The organism is Pseudomonas sp. MH9.3, from assembly GCF_034354675.1.
Lineage (GTDB): Bacteria > Pseudomonadota > Gammaproteobacteria > Pseudomonadales > Pseudomonadaceae > Aquipseudomonas.
Map to the genome: position 1 here is coordinate 4198168 of NZ_CP133785.1, position 21425 is coordinate 4219592.

Annotated in this window: 24 protein-coding genes and 1 pseudogene; 3 read left to right on the forward strand and 22 right to left on the reverse strand. The window is 64.1% G+C overall.

Features of this window, described 5'->3' with window-relative positions; genetic code table 11:
- Nucleotides 1-3: 3 nt before the first annotated feature.
- From RHM60_RS18645 to RHM60_RS18735, 19 genes are all read right to left on the reverse strand, one after another.
- Nucleotides 4-1230, reverse strand: a complete 1227-nt coding sequence (locus RHM60_RS18645; RefSeq protein ID WP_322212446.1) for a beta-ketoacyl-ACP synthase — start codon at nucleotides 1228-1230, stop codon at nucleotides 4-6.
- Entirely contained in the window at nucleotides 1230-1958 is a 729-nt protein-coding gene (locus RHM60_RS18650; protein WP_209987641.1) for a 3-ketoacyl-ACP reductase FabG2, read from the reverse strand. Before RHM60_RS18650 ends, RHM60_RS18645 begins: the two co-directional genes overlap by 1 nt.
- On the reverse strand, nucleotides 1955-2416 hold the full coding sequence (locus tag RHM60_RS18655; protein ID WP_209987644.1) for a hotdog family protein: 462 nt from the start codon (nucleotides 2414-2416) through the stop codon (nucleotides 1955-1957). Before RHM60_RS18655 ends, RHM60_RS18650 begins: the two co-directional genes overlap by 4 nt.
- Nucleotides 2413-3579 (reverse strand): beta-ketoacyl-[acyl-carrier-protein] synthase family protein, encoded by a 1167-nt coding sequence (locus RHM60_RS18660; protein WP_209987647.1) that lies wholly within the window; start codon nucleotides 3577-3579, stop codon nucleotides 2413-2415. Before RHM60_RS18660 ends, RHM60_RS18655 begins: the two co-directional genes overlap by 4 nt.
- The gene (locus tag RHM60_RS18665; protein WP_322212448.1) at nucleotides 3576-4058 is read right to left on the reverse strand and encodes a hypothetical protein; all 483 of its coding nucleotides are present in this window, start codon (nucleotides 4056-4058) and stop codon (nucleotides 3576-3578) included. The genes RHM60_RS18660 and RHM60_RS18665 overlap by 4 nt, the downstream gene beginning before the upstream one ends.
- Complete coding sequence (locus tag RHM60_RS18670; protein WP_209987652.1) at nucleotides 4055-4789, reverse strand: class I SAM-dependent methyltransferase; 735 nt, start codon at nucleotides 4787-4789, stop codon at nucleotides 4055-4057. The genes RHM60_RS18665 and RHM60_RS18670 overlap by 4 nt, the downstream gene beginning before the upstream one ends.
- A complete protein-coding gene (locus tag RHM60_RS18675) occupies nucleotides 4786-6033 on the reverse strand; it encodes an NAD(P)/FAD-dependent oxidoreductase (RefSeq protein ID WP_209987655.1) in 1248 nt (415 codons plus the stop codon). Before RHM60_RS18675 ends, RHM60_RS18670 begins: the two co-directional genes overlap by 4 nt.
- A 33-nt stretch (nucleotides 6034-6066) precedes the next feature.
- Nucleotides 6067-8385, reverse strand: coding sequence for an MMPL family transporter (locus RHM60_RS18680; RefSeq protein WP_322212449.1), 2319 nt, complete (start codon nucleotides 8383-8385; stop codon nucleotides 6067-6069).
- Complete coding sequence (locus RHM60_RS18685; protein WP_209987659.1) at nucleotides 8369-9052, reverse strand: outer membrane lipoprotein carrier protein LolA; 684 nt, start codon at nucleotides 9050-9052, stop codon at nucleotides 8369-8371. Before RHM60_RS18685 ends, RHM60_RS18680 begins: the two co-directional genes overlap by 17 nt.
- A complete protein-coding gene (locus tag RHM60_RS18690) occupies nucleotides 9049-9474 on the reverse strand; it encodes an acyl-CoA thioesterase (RefSeq protein ID WP_209987661.1) in 426 nt (141 codons plus the stop codon). The genes RHM60_RS18685 and RHM60_RS18690 overlap by 4 nt, the downstream gene beginning before the upstream one ends.
- Nucleotides 9467-11008, reverse strand: coding sequence for an aromatic amino acid ammonia-lyase (locus RHM60_RS18695; protein WP_322212450.1), 1542 nt, complete (start codon nucleotides 11006-11008; stop codon nucleotides 9467-9469). The genes RHM60_RS18690 and RHM60_RS18695 overlap by 8 nt, the downstream gene beginning before the upstream one ends.
- Nucleotides 10992-11927, reverse strand: a complete 936-nt coding sequence (locus tag RHM60_RS18700; protein WP_322212451.1) for a glycosyl transferase — start codon at nucleotides 11925-11927, stop codon at nucleotides 10992-10994. Before RHM60_RS18700 ends, RHM60_RS18695 begins: the two co-directional genes overlap by 17 nt.
- Nucleotides 11924-12658: a glycosyltransferase family 2 protein gene (locus tag RHM60_RS18705; protein WP_322212452.1), complete on the reverse strand. Its 735-nt coding sequence runs from the start codon at nucleotides 12656-12658 to the stop codon at nucleotides 11924-11926. The genes RHM60_RS18700 and RHM60_RS18705 overlap by 4 nt, the downstream gene beginning before the upstream one ends.
- A 194-nt stretch (nucleotides 12659-12852) precedes the next feature.
- Nucleotides 12853-14523: an AMP-binding protein gene (locus tag RHM60_RS18710; protein ID WP_322212453.1), complete on the reverse strand. Its 1671-nt coding sequence runs from the start codon at nucleotides 14521-14523 to the stop codon at nucleotides 12853-12855.
- Entirely contained in the window at nucleotides 14520-15065 is a 546-nt protein-coding gene (locus RHM60_RS18715; RefSeq protein ID WP_322212454.1) for a hypothetical protein, read from the reverse strand. Before RHM60_RS18715 ends, RHM60_RS18710 begins: the two co-directional genes overlap by 4 nt.
- Complete coding sequence (locus RHM60_RS18720; RefSeq protein ID WP_209987676.1) at nucleotides 15062-15316, reverse strand: acyl carrier protein; 255 nt, start codon at nucleotides 15314-15316, stop codon at nucleotides 15062-15064. The genes RHM60_RS18715 and RHM60_RS18720 overlap by 4 nt, the downstream gene beginning before the upstream one ends.
- 9 nt (nucleotides 15317-15325) lie before the next feature.
- The gene (locus RHM60_RS18725) at nucleotides 15326-15595 is read right to left on the reverse strand and encodes a phosphopantetheine-binding protein (RefSeq protein WP_057008480.1); all 270 of its coding nucleotides are present in this window, start codon (nucleotides 15593-15595) and stop codon (nucleotides 15326-15328) included.
- Nucleotides 15573-16385 (reverse strand): lysophospholipid acyltransferase family protein, encoded by an 813-nt coding sequence (locus tag RHM60_RS18730; RefSeq protein WP_231422345.1) that lies wholly within the window; start codon nucleotides 16383-16385, stop codon nucleotides 15573-15575. The genes RHM60_RS18725 and RHM60_RS18730 overlap by 23 nt, the downstream gene beginning before the upstream one ends.
- Complete coding sequence (locus RHM60_RS18735) at nucleotides 16361-17083, reverse strand: beta-ketoacyl synthase chain length factor (protein ID WP_209987682.1); 723 nt, start codon at nucleotides 17081-17083, stop codon at nucleotides 16361-16363. Before RHM60_RS18735 ends, RHM60_RS18730 begins: the two co-directional genes overlap by 25 nt.
- Nucleotides 17084-17399: 316 nt before the next feature.
- On the opposite strand from RHM60_RS18735, the gene RHM60_RS18740 reads away from it, so the two are divergent.
- Entirely contained in the window at nucleotides 17400-18170 is a 771-nt protein-coding gene (locus RHM60_RS18740) for a ParA family protein (RefSeq protein WP_003237260.1), read from the forward strand.
- A gap of 143 nt (nucleotides 18171-18313) precedes the next feature.
- Here RHM60_RS18740 and trxC read toward each other — a convergent pair whose 3' ends face one another.
- The gene (gene trxC / locus RHM60_RS18745) at nucleotides 18314-18748 is read right to left on the reverse strand and encodes a thioredoxin TrxC (RefSeq protein ID WP_015373594.1); all 435 of its coding nucleotides are present in this window, start codon (nucleotides 18746-18748) and stop codon (nucleotides 18314-18316) included.
- Nucleotides 18749-18982: 234 nt separating this feature from the next.
- Here trxC and RHM60_RS18750 point away from each other — a divergent pair.
- A pseudogene (locus RHM60_RS18750) lies at nucleotides 18983-19278 on the forward strand (type II toxin-antitoxin system HigB family toxin).
- Nucleotides 19275-19676, forward strand: coding sequence for a helix-turn-helix domain-containing protein (locus RHM60_RS18755; RefSeq protein ID WP_209987689.1), 402 nt, complete (start codon nucleotides 19275-19277; stop codon nucleotides 19674-19676). Before RHM60_RS18750 ends, RHM60_RS18755 begins: the two are co-directional and overlap by 4 nt.
- On the opposite strand, the gene RHM60_RS18760 is transcribed toward RHM60_RS18755, so the two are convergent.
- A complete protein-coding gene (locus RHM60_RS18760) occupies nucleotides 19669-19914 on the reverse strand; it encodes a GNAT family protein (RefSeq protein WP_322212456.1) in 246 nt (81 codons plus the stop codon). The genes RHM60_RS18755 and RHM60_RS18760 overlap by 8 nt on opposite strands.
- A gap of 8 nt (nucleotides 19915-19922) precedes the next feature.
- Complete coding sequence (gene selO, locus RHM60_RS18765; RefSeq protein ID WP_322212457.1) at nucleotides 19923-21386, reverse strand: protein adenylyltransferase SelO; 1464 nt, start codon at nucleotides 21384-21386, stop codon at nucleotides 19923-19925.
- Nucleotides 21387-21425: the final 39 nt, after the last annotated feature.

A 21425-nucleotide genomic window follows, 5' to 3' on the forward strand; every position in this document is an offset into this window, starting at 1 on the left:
AAGTCAGCACCAGCGCCGAAAGATCAGCGAGGTGTTCACCCCGCCGAAGGCAAAGTTGTTGTTCATCACGTAGTCGTGGTGCATCTCGCGAAAGCCTCCTTGCAGGTAATCCAACTCGCCGCATTGCGGGTCGACGGTGTCCAGGTTGAAGGTGTGCACGTACTGGTCGCGGTTCATCATCTCGATGCTGAACCATGATTCCAGCGCGCCGCACGCGCCCAGGGTATGGCCGAGGAAACTCTTCTGTGAGCTGATGGGCATGCGGCTGCCGAACAGGCTGCTGGTGGCCAGGGTTTCGGCGATGTCGCCCTGGTCGGTGGCGGTGCCGTGACCATTCACGTAGCCGATGGCGGACGGCGCGAGCCCTGCGTCTTCCAGGGCCAGTTCCATGGCGCGGCGCATGGTTTTCTGCTCCGGGCGGGTGGTGTGCTGACCGTCGGCATTGCTGCCGAAGCCGACCAGTTCGGCATGGATATGCGCACCGCGCGCCAGGGCGTGTTCCAGCTCCTCCAGCACCAGCATGCCGCCGCCTTCGCCGATCACCAGGCCGTCACGGCTGCTGTCGTAGGGGCGTGGGCTGGTCTGTGGGGCGTCATTCTTCAAGCTGGTGGCGTAGAGGGCGTCGAACACCATGGCCTCGGTGGGGCACAGCTCTTCGGCGCCCCCGGCGAGCATCAACGGCAGGCGGCCGAACTTGATTGCCTCGTAGGCATACCCGATGCCCTGGCTGCCGCTGGTGCAGGCGCTGGAGGTGGGGATCAGCCGCCCGGTGAGGCCAAAGAAGATGCTGATATTCGCCGCCGTGGTGTGCGGCATCATGCGCACGTAGGAGTTGGCGTTGAGCCCCTCGGCCACCGAGTTCAGCAGCATATTGCCGAACGCCTTGATCTCATCGGTGCTGCCGGTGGACGAGCCGCAGGCCACGCCCATGCGCCCGTCCTTGATGGAGGGATCGCCCAGCAGCCCGGCGTCCTGCAGCGCCTGCTCCGCCGCCCACACCGCCAGGCGCGAGACGCGGCCCATGCTGCGCAATTGCTTGCGCGTCCAGTGCGCGGGCACTACGAAATCATCGATCGGCCCGGCCAGGCGCGTGTTCAGCTCTATAAAACGGTCCCACTCATCCATGCGCCGGATGCCGCTGCGGTTGGCGCGAAAGTTGGCCGCGATGGTCTCCCAGTCGCAACCCAGGGAGGTCATGCCAGCCATGCCGGTGACAACGACGCGCTTCATCAGCACAGGCCTCCGTTCACGGCCAATACCTGGCGCGTGATGTAGCCGGCTTCGGCCGACATCAGAAAGTTCACGGCGCCGGCGACTTCCTCCGGGGTGCCCATGCGCTGCGCCGGGATCATCTTCATCAGTTCTTCCACCGGCACGTTTTCATCGAGCATGGCGGTGTCGATCAAACCGGGGGCGACGCAGTTGACGGTGATCTTGCGCTTGCCCAGCTCGATGGCCAGCGCCTTGGCCGCACCGATCAGCCCGGCCTTGGACGCGCTGTAATTAACCTGCCCACGGTTGCCGATCAGTCCTGAAACGGAAGTGATGCAGACGATACGCCCGGGCGCGCGACGACGAATCATCGGCATCATCACCGGGTGCAGCACGTTGTAGAAACCGTCGAGGTTGGTGCGCAGCACCACGTCCCAATCGTCTTCCGAGAGGGCCGGGAACGCACCGTCGCGGGTCAGTCCGGCGTTGAGCACCACGCCGTAATAGGCGCCGTGTTGCTCTACGTCGGCTTCGAGTATTTCGCGGCACGCGGCGCGGTCGGCGACGTCGAATTGCAGCACGCGGGCACTGCGTCCCAACGCCTGGATTTCGACCTGCACCGCATCGGCTTCGGCGCGCCCGCTGCGGCAGTGCAGCACGATGTCATGCCCGGCCTGGGCCAGGCGCAGGGCGATGGCGCGGCCGATGCCTCGGCTGGAGCCGGTGACCAGTACGGATTGAGTCATGACGTTGCGTCCTTCGATTCAGCTAAATAATTGGCCGCCTGGGGCGGTCGAAATACGTTCAGGCGCGCGCTGGCCTGGATGCCGTCGCCGGTCAGGTGGCATTCGAACACGCCCATGCCGTTGTCGTCTTCCAGCGAGCGCCGGCCGTGGATGGTCAGCTCGGCGCCGGCCGGGAAGCCATCCACGTTGCACTCGAACTTGCGTGTGCCGAGCAGGAAGCCCAGTTCCACCGCTTCGCCGTTCTTGCGTGCGCGGCAACCGGCATAGGCGGCGACGCTCTGCGCCATCAGTTCGATGCCTACCCACGCCGGCAGGCTGCCGTCCGCGCGGTTGAACAGGCCGCCGGGCTTTACGGTGAGACAGGTATGAATCTGCTCTTCATCGAACGACAGCACCTGGTCGATCAGGATCATGTCGCCCGCGTGGGGCAGCAGTTCGGCGAGTGGCCAATCAATCATGGGGCCTCTCCGATAATCAGGCTGACATTGTTGCCGCCGAAGGCAAACGAGTTGCTCATCAGGCGGGGGTGTTGCAGGGCGTCACCGCCGCGTGCCCACTGCAACGCGGGCAGTGCCGGGTCGGCCTGGCCGTCCCACACGTGCGGCGGCACCACACCGTGAGCCAGGCTCAGCCAGCAGAACGCCGCCTCCAATGCACCGGCTGCACCGAGGGTGTGACCGCTCATGGGCTTGGTCGACGAACACGCCACGCCGTGCGGGAACAGTTGAGCGACGGCCAGGCTTTCCATGGCATCGTTATGCTGGGTGGCGGTGCCGTGCAGGTTCAGGTAACCGATCTGTTCGGGGTTCAATGCGGCACTGCTCAAGGCCTTGCGCATGGCTTGCAACGCGCCTTTGCCGGTGGGTTCCGGCGCGGAAATATGGTGCGCGTCGCTGCTCGCGCCGCTGCCCAGCAGGGCAATGGGCCCTCGCTCGCGCGTCATCAGGAACAGCACCGCCGCTTCGCCGATATTGATGCCGTTGCGGTTCACCGAAAACGGATTGCAGCGCTCGCCCGACACCGCTTCCAGCGAGGTAAAGCCATTGAGGGTCAGCTTGCACAGGCTGTCGACGCCACCGCAGATCACCGCATCGCACACGCCCAGGTCGAGCAGGCGCCGGGCGCTCATCAGCGCCCGGGCACTCGAGGTGCACGCGGTGGAAATCACATAGGCGGGGCCGCTCAGGTGCAGCCAGTCGGCGAGAAAGTTGGCCGGCGCGCTGAGTTCCTGTTGCTGGTAGTCGTAATTGCCGGGGAACTGCCGGTCGCGCAGGTACTGGGCAATGCCACGGCTGGCTTCGTCGATGCCCGAGGTGCTGGTGCCCAGCACAACCCCCACCCGCGAGGCGCCATAGGTCTGGATCGCCTGGCGCATCTCGTTCTCTATTTGCAGTGCAGCCTCCAGCAGCAGCTGATTGTTACGGCTGCTTTGCTGGCCCAGTTGCAGCGGGATCGGCGCCAGTTCACCGTGCACGGCGCCCACCGGCAGTACACGCTCCGGCACCCAGCCGCTCTCGGCGCGCATGCCGGCGCAGTCGCCTGCAAACAGGCTGCGCGCGACCTCGGCCTGCCCACGGCCGAGGGCACAGATCACGCCCAGGGCATTGAGATAGGCGGTCATCGCTCAACCCCAAGCGGCGTGATGCGATAGCTCAGCGGCTGGCCCGTCATGTTCACGCTGAACACCTCGGAGGACTGATAAACGATTTGCCAATGCCCTGGCAGGGTGCGCGTCAGGTCCCTGGCCTGGGCGCCCGGGTACAGGGCGCGCAGGTCGTCCGCCGAGGCCAGCGCAAACAGCAGGGCGGCGAACAGCTCGCGTGCCTGCGGATTGGGCGGCAGCAAGCCGTCGGCCTGCCACGCGCCATCGAGCAACTTTTGCCGCGCCTGGGGAATGCCCAGCGGGTCCATCATCGACCAGCGAATGGCAGCGCCCTCGCGCTGAATCACCAGCAGCCAGTCCTGGCGCTGATTGCCTTCCATGCGCTGCACATGCAATTGCAGCGGCAAATTCAGGGCCGGGATTTTTTCCGGCAACGGCGCCTGGCTGGCGCACGCGCTCAGCAGCAACAGACAGCCGATCAGCAGCAGGCGCATCATGGTGCACTGCTCGCCAGCGGCTTGCGCGCCACGCAGTTGACCAGGGTTTCTTCACGCTGGCCCACCGGCGGCGCCTTGCGCAGGCCCAGACGCTCCAGCAGGCCGAAATCCGTGGCACGGCTCCACCACAGATAGGGGTAGGAAACGTTCTGCGGGCCAAATTCAAAGCCCTGCTCGCGGATCATCGCCAGGTACGCCTCGGCGCTTTTCTGCACTTGCATGGGGTGGCGGAACAGCCAGCGAATCACCCAGGTGTCGATATAGGCTTCGGTGGACTCGGCAAACAGCAGATAGCCGCCGGGCTTGAGCACGCGATAGAACTCTGCAAGGGCGCGATGCTGCTCCACCAGATGGTGGAACGTCTGGTGGCAGAACAGAATATCGACACTGTCGTCCGGCACTTGCAGGGTGGCGCAGTCGCTGCCGATCAGCTCGATGGCCAGGCCCTGGCGCGCCGCTTCGGCCTGGCTCTGGTCGAGGCTGTGGGGGTCGGCATCCAGGCCGATCAGCCGTTCCGGGGCGAACACCTGTTGCAGGTACGCAAAGGATTTGCCCTGGCCGCAGCCGGCGTCCAGCAACACCGGCGCGTGCGGCACAGGCTCGCTGAACAGGCTGCGCAGGTCGTCGATGGCCACGCGCAACACATAGTGTTGCCAGGTGCGGCTGCGCAGAAACCAAAGGCCGAAGCGGGTTTCTTCGACGTAATGTTTACTCAGGTACTGGCTGCTCATACCGGATCACTCGCACAGATTTCCGACAACATCCGCAAGCGTCGCTTGGGCTCGCTGACAAACGGGTTGCGCTCGTCCCAGGCATAACCGGCGAGGATCGCGCTGATCATGCGGCGAATCTCCGGCGAACTGCCCGGGTGGAAAATGACATCCTGGAAGGTCCCGGCGTACCAGCCCTCCACGTAGCAGCGAAAGGTGTCGACGCCGCGCTTGAGCGGTTCGGCGAATTCGGTTTGCCAGTCGACGGGTTCGCCCGTGAGCTGACGATGCAGCACGCCGGCGGCCATGCTCGCCGAACGCATGGCGATGGTCACGCCGGACGAAAACACCGGGTCGAGAAATTCCGCCGCATTGCCCAGCAATGCAAAACCGGGGCCGTGCAGGGTTTTGACGTTGGCCGAGTAGCCGCCGATGCTGCGCGCCGGGGTATCCCACACCGCGTTTTGCAGCACGCCGGACAGGCTTGGGGTTTCAGCGATAAAACCGCGCAGGCAGGCATCGAGGTCGCTGTCGCGGCCGTCGAAATGCGTCTGCGCCGCCACCACGCCCACCGAACAGCGGCCGTTGCTGAACGGGATGGTCCAGAACCAGATGTCGCGCTTTACAGGGTGGGTGGTAATGAGGATTTTGCTACGGTCGAAACCTGGGTGTTCGATGCGATCTTCAACATGGGTGAACACCGCCCGGCGCAGCGGGAAATTCGACGGCGCCTCCAGGTCGAGCAGGCGCGACAGCACGCGGCCGTAACCGCTGGCGTCGAGCACGAATCTGGCCTTGAGGTGATACTCGCTGCCGTTTTGCCGGCGCACATGCAGGTAACGGCATTCGCCGCTGAAATCCGCGCCGACGATGGTTTGGCCATAGCGAATGTCTACGCCCTGCAGCGCCGCCTGATCGGCCAGCAGCTTGTCGAACTCGCCGCGCTGCACCTGGTAGGTGGTCGGCTTGCCGTTGCTGAACGTGTCGCCAAAATCGAACGCGCTGTAGCGCTCGCCCCAGGCGAACGCGGCGCCGGTCTTCACCTGGAAGCCGGCTGCCTGCACCGCCTCGAGCATGCCCGCTTCTTCGATAAAATCGATGCAGTGCGACAGCAGGCTTTCGCCAATCGAGAAGCGCGGGAAATGCTCGCGCTCGATGATCACGACGTCATGGCCCTTGCGCTTGAGCAACGCGGCGGCGATGGCACCGGACGGACCGGCACCGATCACCACCACCTGGCGACGTTCCATTTCAACTGTGGGCACTGAGGCTCCTTGCCGCATGGGCGATAATCACATTCATAGGGCGGGTTTGCGCGGCCCGGCCCAGGGCGCCAGCATAAAGCTGAATGCCAGGCCGAGGCTGACCGACAGGCCGAAATTACTCACCGCTGGCGTACTCGATACCGCCAGCAGACCGAACGACAGCCAGGTCGTCAACGCCGCCAGCAACGTGCCCAGCAGGCTGACCGCCGGCCCGCCGATCTGCTCGCGCATCAGGATCGCATAGTCGACGCTGATGGCCGTGACCAGCAGCAGGCCGAACAGGCTGAACAGGGTCAGCGGCTGGCCCAGCCAGCCCAGGCTGGCCAGGCTGCACAGCGCGGCCAGCAACGGCAGGGCGACGATGCGCAAGGCCCCGCCGAAGCCGAACGGCACCATCAGCAGCAACACGATCAGCACACACGACAGTAACTTGAGTTCGGCGGCGCTGATCTGTGTGGCGGCGAACACGCGGTTCAGGTCGCCCAGGCGATCCACCAGTTGCACACCAGGCAAGTCCACGGCCTGCACCCGCAGCAGCGCCGGATTGTTCAGGCCCTGCAGGCTGACCATTGCCGCCACGCCGCCGTTGACCGGGCCCAGCCACAGCGTGCGCCAGGGTTCGGCCAGCGGACCTTTGAGGGCGGCGTCGATATCTTCGGTGGGCAGCGCCTGCAACTGCGCCACTTCGGCTTGCAGGGCGCTGGCCGGCACACCGAGGTCCACCAGCGGCTGCCAGTGTTGCGCCAGGTTGCCCAGCGCATCGCGCAGTTGCTGTTGCGCGGCCGGCAAGCTGACCAGTTGGTTGAGCGCCAGGTAACCCTGCAGCTTGTCCATATTCACCAGTTGCTCCAGGCGCTGGCCCAGCGCGGCCTGACGCTCCAGCAACTGTTGCTGGTTGTCTGCGCGCACCAGGAAGAACTGGCTGGTGGGCTGAAAGCCGGTAATCCGCGCCACGGCCTGGGCTTCCAGCAGCAAGTGGGGCGGTGCGCCGATCCACTGGCGAATGTCGTTTTTGCTGTTCAGGTGCCATACACCGCCGGCGCAGAACAGCAGCACCAGCGCCAGCAACAGCGGGCTCGGTACGCGCTGCAGCAACGATTCGCGCAGCCGCCACAGGCCCTCGGCAATCCGCAGCGGCCACTGCGCCGGGCGCAATTCAATGCCCTTGAGCAGCGCCGGCAGCAGGCACACGGCGCACAGGTAGGCGCCCACCAGCCCAGCGGCGGAAAACACGGCAATCTGCGTCAGCGCCGGAAACGGTGTCCAGGCCAGCGCCAGATAACCGATGCAACTGGTCGCCAGGCTCAGGCTCAGCCCCGGCAAGGTCAGGCGCAACGCCGGCCAGCTTTGCCACGGCTTCAGGCTCCAGCTTTTGGACAGGTAATGCAGCGGGTAATCCACCGCCACGCCGATCAGGCTGGAGCCCAGCACCAGGGTCATCACATGCACATGGCCGAACAGCGCCACACAAGCCACCGCACCGAACAGCATGCCTGTGACCACCGGCACGAAGGCGAGCAATACGCGCCAGCGGCGGAAGGCCAGAAGCAGCAACAGCAGAATGCCGACGGTCGCGCCGCCGCCGACCCAGGTGATTTCCCGCGTGGCTTGCTGCTGCCCATTGGCCGCGTAGAGCAGGCCGCTGGCCGCGAGCAGTTGCGCGCCGTGCTCGGCGGCCTCTGCGCGGCTGGCCTGGAGCAGGTCCGCCACTTGCAGCGGCAGGTGCATATCAAAGGCATTGCCGGTGGTGCGCGCGCGCAGCAGCACCCAGCTTTTGCCGTCGGCATCGGCGATCAGCGCGCCGCTGCCGATATCCAGTTGCACCGAGCCATGCTGTGGCTGGCTGTTCTGAATGCGCCCGGTGAGGCCCAGCCAGTCATCCTGGCTCGGCACCAGACTGAAGCCGGTAAAGGGGTCGAACAGCGATTGCACGCGCTGCTGGATAAACGCCTCGGGATGCTCGATGAGTTGCTCGCGGTCCTTGGCCGCGAGCATCGCCAGTCGCCCGCGCAGCAGTTGCTCGCGCAGTGCCGGCAGGTCGGCCTGCAGGTTCCACTGCACCGTTTCAAACAGCCCGCTGGCCTGCCAGCGCGCGCCCAGCTGTTGCGCCACGGCCACCGCCTGCTGGCGGTCGGCATGCCCCACCAGCACCAGCATCTCGCGGTTGAGCGGCTCCTGCATGCGTTGTTCGGCTTGCTGTTCCAGCGCATCCGGCGCACTGCCCGGCACCAGCTCCATCAGGTTGGCCGACAGCGGCGCACCCTGGCGCCATTGCCAGCCGGCCAAGGCCAGCACGGCCACCAGCAGGATCAGGAACAGGCGCGGCAGCAGGCGCTCACTGGGCAAAGTCATGTTGCTCCGCGTCGGTCAGGGGCAGGCTCGCGGTGCTGTCCTGCATGCGCAGCACGGTGCTGTCGCCCTGGGTCTCCTGCAGTTCGATGGTGTGCACCAGCGCGCCGCCGTCGATGTTGATTTGGTTGAACACCTGCTTGAGCAGCAGCGAACGCGGAATCAGGGTCAGCTTCCACTGCGTGGACTCACCTTGCAGGTGCAGCTCGAAATCACGCTGCAAGCCGCTGCTGTCGCCCTGCAGCACGGCGAGAAACAGACGGTTCTGCTCAGCTCCGGCACTCTTGTTCGGCAGCCATTGCCAGCCATTGCCTTCACGCCGGGCGATGCCCTGGGCGCTGATGCGGTAGTCCTGTTGCAACGGGGTTTTCAGCAACCAGAGCAGGCCGTGGTCCTTGGCAAGCACGAAGGTGCCCTTGCTGACCAGGGGCTGGGGCAGGGCGCGCAGGTGTTTTTCCTGGGTGAAGCTGCCGTGGATCACGGAGGGTTTGGCCAGTTGATCGCTGAGTTGTTGCAGGTCGAAAGCGTGGGCGCTGAAGCTCAGCAACAGCCCGATCAATGTGGGAGCGGGTTTGCCCACGAAAAACCTGAGGACGCTGCGCAGTGCATGGCGGATCGCATTAACGTTGGCGATTTTCGCGGGCAGGCCCGCTCCCACAGGACATCTCATTTCAAGGCCCTCTCGACGGCGTCGGTGAAGATTGTGGGGGAGGCCAGTTGCATCTCGCGGCTGGCGATTTCCACCGCCACCTGCACGGTGCTGGCGCGGGTCAGGCGCTCGCCGCTGGCGAGGTCGGTGATCAGGTAGTTGATCTTCAAGCGGTTCTCCCACTCCACCAGGCTGGCGCGCACGTTGATCGTCTGGCCGAACACCGCGCCGCGCACGTAGCGCAATTGCATGTCGATCACCGGCCAGGCGTAGCCCGCCTCGCGCATGGCGCTGTAGTTGTGGCCGATCCTGTCGAGCAAGGCGCAGCGTGCGACTTCCAGGTATTTGACGTAATGGCCGTGCCACACCACATGCATAGTGTCGACGTCGAAAAACGGCACGAGGATTTCAGTGTTGCAGTGCAACACGCCGGGGCTACGCATGCAGCCTCCAGTGCTGCGCGGCGATGCGTTGCAGGCACAGGCGCAATTCGCCTTCCAGGGCACGGTCTTCGATCACGGGCGGAAAGTCTTTGCCCAGCTCGACGTGCATGGCGGCCAGGGCCGGTGGCAGCGGGCGCGCATCCTCGGCCCGGGCGCGCAGCCACACCCCTTGATTGGCGGCCAGCAGGGCGGCGGCGGCCACTTGTTCGGTCAGCTCCAGCACGCGGATCGCATCGCGGGCGGCGATGGTGCCCATGCTCACCTTGTCCTGGTTATGGCACTCGGTGGAACGTGAGAACACGCTGGCCGGCATGGTGTTTTTCAGGGCTTCGGCGGTCCAGGCACTGGTGCCGATCTGCACGGCCTTGAAGCCATGGTTGATCATCGCGCGGTCGGCCGGTGCGCCGGACAGGTTGCTCGGCAGGCCGTGGTTGTAACGCACGTCCACCAGCAACGCGAGCTGCCGGTCGAGCAGGTCGGCGACGTTGGCCACCAGGGTCTTGAGGCTGTCCATGGCGAAGGCGATATGCCCGCCGTAGAAGTGCCCGCCGTGCAGCACGCGTTCCTGCTCGGCGTCGATGATCGGGTTGTCGTTGGCGCTGTTCAGCTCGATCTCGATGAATGAGCGCAGCCAGTTCAGGCTGTCGGCCAATACGCCGAGAACGTGGGGCGCGCAGCGCAGCGAGTAACGGTCCTGCAGGCGGTGCAGCGGCGCGGTGGGCGCGTCGATCGCCAAATCCTTGCGCAGCCACGCGGCGACCTGCATCTGCCCCGGGTGTGGCTTGGCGGCAAACAGGCGTTCGTCGAAGTGTTCCGGGTTGCCTTGCAGGGCCACCACATTGAGTGCGGTGATGCGCGTGGCCAGTTGCAGCAGGTAATCGGCGCGGGCGAAGGCCAGGCAGGCGAGGCCGGTCATCACCGCAGTGCCGTTCATCAAGGCCAGGGCTTCCTTGGGACGCAACACCAGTGGCGCCCAACCCAGCTCGCGGTGCACGTCGGCGGCCGGGCGCCGTTCGCCGTGGAACAACACGTCGCGCTCACCGGACAAGGTGGCCGCCACGTAGGACAGCGGCGTCAGGTCACCGCTGGCGCCCACCGAGCCTTCCTCGGGGATCAGCGGCAGCACATCGTGTTCGAGGAAGGCATGCAGGCGCTCGAGCAACTCCACGCGTACCCCGGACACGCCGTGACACAACGATTGCAACCTGGCCGCCAGCACCGCGCGCGTGGCCTGGGCGTCGAGCAGCTTGCCCAGGCCGCAACCGTGGAAGGTGTACAGGTGACGCGGCAGCGCTTCGACGTGCTGCAACGGCACCGCCACCACGCAGGAGTCGCCGTAGCCGGTGGTCACGCCGTAGATCACGCCTTCCTTGTCCAGCAGCGAGTCGAGGAACTGCGCGCCCCTGGCAATGCGCTGGCGATAGGCTGCGTCTTCCTGCAACTGCGTGGGCACCTGACGGTTGGCCAGGGCCAGCACGTCTTCGATGCGCAGGGGGCGTTCGCCAAAGGTGACCGGCTCAGGATGCGGGATCATGGGTCTTCCAGAAGGGGTAAAAGTTGAACCATTGTTGGGGCGCCTGCAGGCAGAACTCGCCCAGGCGTGCGGCGTAACGCGCGGTCCACAGGGCGATTACCTGTTCGCGGGTGCTGCGCTTCCATTCGATCAGTTGCGCGAAGGGCTCGATGGTCAGGCGGTAGCGGCCCTGGTGCTTGAGGCACATCAGCAGGTTGACCCGGCATTGGAGCAGGCCGGCCAGCAGCCACGGGCCTTGGGGGAACGCGGCGGCATGCCCGAGAAAGTCCACGCGCACCGTGCGCCCGCCATGCAGCGGTACACGGTCGCCGGCAATCGCCAGCCATTCGCCATCGTCCAGGCGCTGGCTGAGCAGCAGCATGTTGGCCGGGTCCAGCTCGCTGACCTGGATCAGGCGCAGGTGGGTGGCACCGGCCTCGCCCAGCAGGCGGTTGAAGCGCTCGGCGTGCTTGGTGTGCACCAGCACGTTCATGGTCACCTGTTCGCCGATCTCCGCCAGCGCGCGGCACACCTCGAGGTTGCCCAGGTGTGCGCCCACCAGCATCTGCCCGCGCTCGCCGCGCAATTGCCCGCGCAGTTGCGCCGGGTCGTTGATTTCGATCTGTTCCAGACGCAGTTTGCCGTTCCACACGTCGAGCTTGTCGAGCAGGGAGTCGGCGAAGGCCATGAACTGGCCGAATACCTTGCGCCGGGTGGGGCGCAGCTCATCGCGCCCGCTCCACTGCGCCAGGCGCTGCTGGTATTGCCAGGCGCTCTGGCGCGCGGTGCGGCCGAACAGAAAAAAGTAGAACACGATGCTGTACAGCAATGGGCTCAGCAGGCGTCGGCCGAGCACCCGGGCGGCGACGGCGGTGAATTTCATCAGCCAGAAGCTGCCGCGTTCTTCGCGGTCGGCCCAGTGTTTGGTGTTGTCGGTCATGCCTGCCACCGTCGCCACAAGATCATCGGCGCGCGCACCAGCATGCCGAAAAACAGCCGGGTGTGCATGGCGCTGATGCGCAGGTTGTCGTGGAACAGGCGAAAGTGCGACAGGCCGTCGGCGGGGTAATGCACCTGGGTCGGCAGCCAGCGCATCGGCTGGTTGCGCCAGGCCAGGCGTACGAGGATGTCCGAATCGAAATCCATGCGCGTGCCGATGTAGGCCGAGTCCATCAGCGCCAGCACCGGTGCCAGCGGGTACACGCGAAAACCGCACATCGAATCGCGGATCTGCAGCGAGAGGGTGTTGATCCATACCCATACGTGGGTGAGGTAGCGCGCGTAGAGGCGGCCCTTGGGCACGCTGTCGTCGTATTCGGGGTAGCCGCAGATGATTGCGTCGGGGTGCCGGCGCGAGGTGTCGATAAAGGTCTCGACTTCACGCAGATCATGCTGGCCGTCGGCGTCGACTTGCAGCGCATGGCTGTAGCCCAGGCGTGCGGCCTCGCGGAAGCCGGCCATGACGGCGCCGCCCTTGCCGAGGTTGTGGGGCAGGGTGATCAGGGTGACGTGTTCCAGGGTCGCCAATTGCACCAGCACCGCCGCGCAGGCCGGGCTGCTGCCGTCGTCCACCAGCAGGCAGGGCAGGCCGCTGGCGAGCAGGCTGCGCACCACGGCGGGCACGGTGGCTTCATGGTTGTAGACGGGGATCAGGGCGCAAGGGTTATGCATGGGGCTCCCACCGTGCGGGCAAATGCCCTGTGGCGAGCGGGCTTGCCCCGCGTTGGGCTGCGTAGCAGCCCCCATAAGGCTGCCGAGGTGTATCAGGCAGAGCTCCGTCGCCTGTTTTGGGGCTGCTGCGCAGCCCAACGCGGGGCAAGCCCGCTCGCCACAACAAGCCCTTTAGCCATAACAGCTGCGACAGGTTAATCATTCGCCATCTCCAGCTGGATCCTGCCGCTGGAGCAGGCGGTGTCGGCATTGCGATAGGCGAAATACAGCTTGCTGCGTTGCGCGTCAAAGCGCAGGTGCAGTTCGATGGAATCGCCAGGGCGCACCAGTTGCTGGAACTTGAGCACTTCCATGCCGGCAAACCGGGTCGGCACGTCCATCAGTTGTTGGCTCAGGTTGAATGCCCACTCTACCTGCACCACGCCCGGCAACACCGGTGTGACCGGGAAGTGACCGCTGAAATAGGCGAGGTCCGGCGGGATGCTCAGTTGCAGGGTCCATTCGCCGTCGGCGTCGACCTGCTCCAGTACGTCGGGCGCTTTGGGCCGGGGCGCCAGTAACAGCGCGTCTATCTCGGCCTGGGGCAGCTTGCCCTGGCTGTTGAGCGGCAGCTGACGCAGCAGGCGCCAACGGCGTGGCAAGGCGAGGGCTTCGCAATGCAGGCTTAAATGCTGGCGCAGGGTTTGAGTCACCGCGCGTCGGCCCTGATTGCGCAGGGCATGCAGGCCCTCGGCGCTCAGTACCACCAGGGCGCCCAGGGAAGCACGGTTTTCCTGGACCACGCCCAAGCGGTTTTCGCTGACCCAGGGGTGAGCCATCAGGGCCTGTTCGAGCATCGGCAGGGAGATGCGTTTTTCTTCCAGCTTGACGATGCGGTCCAGTCGCCCCAGCAGTTCGAAACGGCCATCGGCATGGATGCGTGCGGCGTCGGCGGTGTGTTCGATATGCCCGGCAGGCAAATAAGGCGAGGCGATACGCAGCGCGCCGTCGGCATCCTGGCTCAGCTCAACGCCTGCAAAGGGCTGCCAGGGTTGTGCGCCCTGGCGCCAGGCGATGCCGCCGGTTTCCGAACTGCCGAGGATTTCCGTCGGCCATTGCCCCAGGCGATCGTACAGGCTGCCGGCGGCCTCGACGGGCAATGCGCCGCCGGAGGAAAACACCCGCGACACTTGGCTCAGCGCCGGCCAGTCGAGGTTGTCGCCCATGCGCTTGAGCAGCGCGGGGCTGGCGACCCAGGCGAACCGGGGATGTTCGCGGCTGGCGCGCTGCAGGTCTTCGGAAAACGCCAGTTGGGTGCGACCAAAGCAGCGCCCGGCGCACAGCGGCCACAGCACGCGGAACAGCAAGCCGTAAATATGTTGAGTGGCAACGCTGCCGATGATGCAGGCGTCCTTGAGGTCGGCGCCCCACAGGGCTTCCAGCGCGTCGACTTCGTTGGCCAACTGGCGCAGGGTCTTGTCGATGCGCTTGGGTTCACCGCTGGAGCCGGACGTGCACAGGCTCAGTTGGCAGGCGTCCAGGTCGAGGGCGCCGCCGGGCAGGGGCGCCTGGTACAACGCGTCGAGGTCCGAAGCCTGGGTCAGCCAGGCATCAACGGATGCGTCCCAGCGTTGGCGCGTGTGCGGTTGCAGGTCGGCGGGCAGCAGCACGCTCACGCCGGCGCGCCAGGCGCCCAGCAGGGCAATCGCCAGCACGCCGGCGTCTTCCAGGTGCACCGCCAGGCGGCGGATACCGCGCGCCTGCAGGCCTGCCGCCAGGCTCAAGGCGTGCGCCCGCAGTTGGGCATGGTGCATCGCAGGCTCGGTGGTGACCAGGCGTTGCTCCAGTGGCTCAAGCAGCAGGTGCTCAAGTTTCAAACCTTTCATAAGCGGCCTCGAACCCTTTGTCGTATCAGCCATTCCACGGCAAACAACAGTCCCATCAGCCCGTAGGCGATGAGGCCGTTGTACAACGTCCACCAGCTCAGCGGCGCCCACAGGGTGAGCGCAGCGGCGAGCAAGCCATTACACAGAAAAAACACGCTCCACACCACGGTGACCTGGCGCGTGTACGCAACCACTTTGGGCGCCAGCACAGGCTCGGTGATGCGCGCAATGCGCTCGACCATCGGCGGGCCGTATTTGAGGCTCAGGCCGAACAGCGCCAGCATGAACGCGCTGACCAGGCTTGGGTACCAGCGCAGCAGGTACGGATTGTCGAACCACGCCAGCAACACACAGAACAGGATCACCGCTACTGCCATCCAGCGGCTGCCGGGGCGTCGCGCACCGGTAACGGCGCGCAACAGCCACAGGCTGCCCAGCAGCAGGCCGAACTGCCACGGGGCAAAGTGCTCGGTGCCGTAGTACACCGCAAACGGGTACAGCAGCCCCGCCAGCAACAGGCCAAGGCCGATCAACCGGCTCATGCGGCGGGCTGGACCAGGCGGTGCACCGCCTCAACCACGTCGTTGACGGTGCGCACCGCCTTGAATTCCTCGGCGGCGATCTTCTTGCCGGTCTGGCGCTTGATATGGTCGATCAGGTCCACGGCATCGATGCTGTCGATTTCCAGGTCCTGATACAGGTTGGCGTCGAGGGTGACGCGCTCCGGCGGCAGTTCAAACAGCTCCACCAGGGCATCGCGCAGGGTGTTGAAAATATCGTCACGAGTTTGCATGGTCCGGTCTCAAGCTGCCTGTCTGGCTGTGACGAACGCCGCAAGGCAGGCCACATTGGTGAAGTGGTTACGGGTGTCCTTGGCGTCGGCATCGATCTTGATGCCGTACTTTTTCTGGATCGCCAGGCCCAGTTCCAGGGCGTCGACCGAATCCAGGCCCAGGCCTTCGCCGAACAGGGTCTGTTCGCTGCCAATGTCGTCGACGCTGATGTCTTCCAGGCCCAGGGCCTCGATGATCAGCATCTTTATGTCGCGCTCAAGGCGTTGTTGGTCGCTCATCTTCGGCGAGCTCCTTAATGAAATAGTGGTGCAGGTAATCGTTGAGCTTGCGCGAGGCCTGGGGCGCGGGCCCCAGTGAGGCGAACGCCTGTGGTTCTATATCGGCACCCACGCGCAAACTGAAGTGAAATCGACGTTTGGGAATGCGATACCAGGGTTCGGCCTTGGTCAGGGTGGTGGGGCTGACCTTGATCACCACGGGAGTGATGACCGATGCGCCCCGCAGCGCGATGGCGGCGGCGCCGCGATGAAAGGCCGGCGGCGCGCCCGGCGTGGTGCGGGTGCCTTCGGGAAAGATGATCAGGGTCTGGCCGGCGCGCAGGGCGTCGGCGGCGGCATCGAGCATGTCGGCGCTGCCGTCGTTGCTCAGGTAGCCGGCATCGCGCACCGGGCCGCGGGTGAACGGATTTTGAAACAGGCTGCGTTTGATCACGCAGTTGGTCTGGCGCATCAGGCCAATCAGGAACACCACATCAATCAGCGACGGGTGGTTGGCGACGATCATCTGGCCGGGGCGCCCGAGTTTTTCTGCGCCTTCGACGCTGTAGGTCAGCACCCCGACGCGCTGCATCAGGCGAATGAAGAACCAGAACAGCCGGCTGATGGTGTGGCGGGCTCGGCGTTGATGCTTCGTCGCGCCGCCGGGCAGGCAGCTGAGCAGCGGAAACACCAGCAGGCGCAGGCACAGGCCGCCCAGGCCGAACAGAAAAAAGCTCGCGGCGGTGGCGAACAGGCGCCAGTAGTAGGCGTCCCGGGGTTTGTCGGTCACAGCTTGCGTTGCCAATTCCATACTCGGTTCTTCCAGGCATGTTGGCAGGCCCCCTGTTCGGTGAGCAGGGTGCGCAGCAGGTTCAGCGCGTGGGGCCACTGGGCGGCGGTCGAGGGTTGGACAGTGCTGTCGGTGAGTTCCAGCTGCCACTCGTCGCCCGGGGTCAGCAGCAGGCCGAGCGCATAGGGGAACGGTACGTCGTGGATCCAGCCGGCGTAGGCGGCTGGCGGCTGTTCTTCGGTGATCACCAGCAACACCGCCGGCGCGCCTTCGTTGAGCAGTGCGGCGGCTTCGAGCACACCGTGTTCGAGACCGTCGCCGGCGGCGGCGAGGGCGGTCATTTCGCTGGTCTCATTGCGCAGGATCGACCACAGCCCCACCACCGCGTTGTGCACCGACAGGCTGAACTGGGTGGGCGACAGGGGTTCGTCATTGGCCAGGTCGCTGAGGATGTCGAGGGTGCGCGGGGTTTCGCCATGCCGGGAAATGAACACCAGCGGCAGGTCCTGCAGGCCCTCTGCCAGCGGCCAACCCACGCTGAACGCCATGCGCGCCAGGCGGCTGAGGCGCCGGCGCTGCATGGCCGGTAAAAATGACACGTCAGGGCAAGCTTCGCTGGCGGGCAGCAACACCGGGGCCCGGCACCAGGCGTGCCAGTCGTCCGCGCTGTCGAGGCCCGGAGCCCAGGCGCGCCATTGGGCGATGCTGAAGTTGATCACTGAGAAGTTATCCCGCCCCTGCGGGCTTCCATGTGCCACCGATGCCCCGGTTTTCCGGGACAGCGCAGGGCCGAATGGCGCGCATTATCCCGGTGCTGCGGGGTTCTAGCAAACATTGGTAAATAATTGTTCACGGTTGATTGAATTTTGCCTGGGAAGGGTTACGGATTGTGCTTGAGCGCAGACGGAATTGGATTGTCGGACCTTTCTTATTTGCTCATATGGAGCCGGCTTGCACTGCATTGATCAGCGAGGTAGCTAACAGGCGCTTTTGCCCTCTACACTCGGGCATTCATTGATACCCGGAGGTTTCCCCATGCGGCGTGTGGTGTTCAATCAAAAAGGTGGGGTCGGCAAGTCCAGCATCGCCTGCAACCTGGCGGCGGTCAGCGCCAGCGAAGGCTATCGAACCCTGTTGGTGGACCTCGATGCACAAGCCAACTCCACCCAGTACCTCACCGGGCTGACCGGCAACGATATCCCCATGGGAATCGCCGATTTTTTCAAGCAAACCCTGTCTTCCGGACCGTTTTCCAAGAAGAACAAGGTGGATATCTACGAAACGCCGTTCGACAACCTGCATGTGATTACCGCAACGCCGGAGCTGGCCGACCTGCAACCCAAGCTCGAAGCCAAGCACAAGATCAACAAACTGCGAAAGTTGCTGGACGAACTGAGCGAAGATTACGACCGCATTTACCTCGACACGCCGCCGGCCCTGAACTTCTATGCGGTCTCGGCGCTGATCGCTGCCGACCGTGTGTTGATCCCCTTCGACTGCGACAGCTTTTCGCGCCAGGCCCTCTACGGCCTGCTGGCGGAAATCGAAGAATTGAAGGAGGACCACAATGAAAGCCTCGAAGTGGAAGGCATCGTGGTCAACCAGTTCCAGGCCCGGGCGAGCCTGCCGCAGCAGATGCTGGACGAGTTGATTGCCGAAGGGTTGCCGGTGTTGCCCGTGTACCTGGCCAGCTCGGTGCGCATGCGCGAGTCGCACCAGGAGAGCAAGCCGCTGATTCACCTGGACCCACGGCACAAGCTGACGCAGCAGTTTGTGCAGTTGCATAACTTGCTTGAGAGCACTTGAGGCAAGGTTCAGACACAACGCAAAAAACTGTGGGAGGGGGCTTGCTCCCGATGGCGGTGGATCAGCTACCGGTGTGCTGACTGACCCACCGTCATCGGGAGCAAGCCCCTCCCACATTGGCCTGCGCCGGTTTCAAGGGCGGGTTACACCCCTTGGCTTCGCAGCCAGCTCATCAACTGCGGCAATGGAAACGCTCCACTCTGGCGCGCCACTTCCCGGCCATTCCTGAACAGGATCAAACTCGGAATCGACCGAATCCCCAACTGCGCCGACAACTGCTGGTTCGCTTCACTGTCCAGCTTGGCCAGCCGGCATTTGCCCTCGAGCTGCCCGGCCGCCTGCTCGAACACCGGCGCAAACGACTTGCACGGCCCACACCACTCGGCCCACACATCCACCAGCAACGGCAAGTCGCCCTTGATCTGGCTGGCGTAATCGCCCTGTTTCAGCTCAAAGGGCTTTTTCAGCAACACCGGCTGTTTGCAGCGCCCGCATTTTGGGGCATCGCTCAGGCGTTCACCGGGGATGCGGTTGAGGCCATTGCAATGAGGGCAGGGGATTACAAGCGGTTCGGACATGGTGGGCTCCTTGAGTGTGGCCAATCCTTCTATTTGGCGTCAGGCGTGGACTTTATCAAGCACGGCTGCGGTGAAGCATATGCTCACAGAATCGTCCGTGTTGATCCTCGCTGGCCTATCTAGGCTAGGAGTGCTTGTTCGAAACAGCACCATTGGCCCGTTTGGCGTTATCGCAAATTGCGATAGTCTGCGTTCGGGCTTAATCTCCATAGCAAGATGCGATAGGGATGTTGCATGCGAGTGATCAGCGAGAAAAGGATCTGGGAAGCAAAGGAACAGTGGCCCCGTTCAGCAACAGCTTTGGATCAGTGGTATCGGGTTATGAAGCGAAACCACCCCAAGGACTTTGCAGCAATGAAGACCATGTTTCCCGCCACTGACAAGGTCGGCGATTTTCATGTGTTTGATATTGGGGCAACAAGCTGAGATTGATTGCTTGTGTGGACTATCGGGTGCAACGCGTTTACATCAAGCACCTGCTTGATCATCGCGATTATGAGAAAGATAAATGGAAGGAAAAAATCAGATGAGTGCGCTTATGCGGGTCGCTGCCGACCACTGGCAATTTGTCTCACCCGTGCTGCGAAAGCCGGAAAACGAGGCGGACTACGACGCTCTGGTGTGCGGATTAGACGAGTTATTGAGTCTGATCGGCGAGGATGGGGACAGTCCGCTGATGAGCCTGGTGGACATCCTCAGCGATTGGATCGAGGCCTACGATCAAGAGCATCGTCCTATGCCTGTGGCCAGTGGCGTCGATGTTCTGCGCTATATGATGCGCGAGCACAACCTCACTCAGAGCGACTTGCCGGGTGTTGGCGCCCAATCAGTGGTCTCTGAAGTACTGAGCGGCAAACGCCAGCTCAACCTGCGGCAGATCCGCTGGCTGGCGGATCGTTTTGGCGTGTCGGTGGAAACTTTTATCTAGACGCGCCTTTGAACACATACACACAGGTGTCGTCCACCACCCCTGCATTGTCGATCCGCGCATTGGACAGCACCGCCTCGCATTCGAACCCGCATCGCTCTGCCACGTTGATGCTGCGGGTATTGCGGCGGGCGGTGGTGAGGTCGATTCGTTTGGCTGCTTTGGCGATTGTCGGCGCGGCAAGCTGTAAATGGGTGCTGCGTAACAGTGCTGCTGGTATGTCGGAAAATCTCACCATCCGTCTCCTTACGACGAACAACTAATCTCCAAATGCTTACCCCAATCCGGCGGGCGCTGTGCGTATTGCTCCATCCCGGCCTGCTCTTCAAAAGGCCGGCTCAACACGTCATGCAGCCTGCGCACCTCGCTGTAATCGCCTGACTCGGCGGCGGCGATGGCGTTCTGGGCCAAATAGTTGCGCAAGATATACAGCGGGTTGACCGCGTGCATCCGCTCACGGCGTTGCGCCTGGCTGTACTCGCCATCGCGCGCAACGCGTGCCTTGTACAGCTCGGCCCAGGCATCAAAGCCGGCCAGGTCGACAAAATCATCGCGCAACCGCGCCACGGCCAGTGCGGCCGACTCATCGCCCAAGCGGCGGAAGAACAGCGTGTAATCCACGCCGCTGTTCTGCATCAGCGCGAGCAGCCGCTCTACCAGTTTCTGATCATCCTCTTCGGCGGTCGTGAGCCCCAGTCGGCGGCGCATCAGGTCCAGATAGTGGGCCTGGTACAGCGGCAGGTACAGGCCCAGCGCCTCTTTCAAGGCATCCACGCTGATAAATGGCGTGAGTGCCTGGGCCAGTGCGCTGAGGTTCCATTGGCCGATGGGCACCTGATTGCTGAAGGAGTAGCGCCCTTCGTGATCGGAGTGGTTGCAGATGAAGTGCGCATCAAAGTCGTCAAGAAACGCGAACGGGCCAAAGTCGAAGGTGATGCCGAGGATCGACATGTTGTCGGTGTTCATTACGCCATGGCAGAAGCCGTAGGCCTGCCACTTGGCGATCATCTCGGCGTTGCGTTCGACGATTTCGCGGAACATGGCCAGGTACGGCTCGGGCTGCTCGCGGCATTCGGGGTAGTGCAGGTTGAGCACATGTTCGGCCAGTTCGGCCTGCTGCTCGGGCTTTTTGGTGTAGTAGAAGTATTCGAAATGGCCGAAGCGGATATGGCTCGGGGCCAGGCGCAGGACCATCGCGCCGCGTTCCTGTTTTTCGCGCCACACCGGCGTGCTGGAGCCGATCACGCACAGCGCGCGGCTGCTGGGGATGCCCAGGGCATGCAGGGCTTCGGAGGCAAGGAATTCGCGAATCGAGGAGCGCAGCACGGCGCGACCATCGCCCATGCGTGAGTAAGGCGTCATGCCGGCGCCCTTCAAGTGCAGGTCCCAGTGCTCGCCCGCCGCGTTATACACCTCGCCCAGCAGCAGTCCGCGCCCATCGCCCAGTTGCGGGCTGTAGCCGCCGAACTGATGCCCGGAATAAACCATCGCCCGCGGTTCTGCGGCCTCCCACAATTTATGGCCGCTGAACAGTTCGGCAAATACCAGCGTTTGGGCCACGGCCGGGTCGAGGTCGAGCAACGCCATGGCGGCATCGCTCGCCACCACGAGGCGCGGTTCGTCGAGGGGTTCTGGCAGCACGTGGGTTGAGAACGCATCGCCCAGGCGTGCGAAGCGGTTGTCGAAGGTCAGTTCGTCGAGGGCTTTCACCGGCCATCTCCAGCAGAATGTCCGAGCATTCTGCTGGGG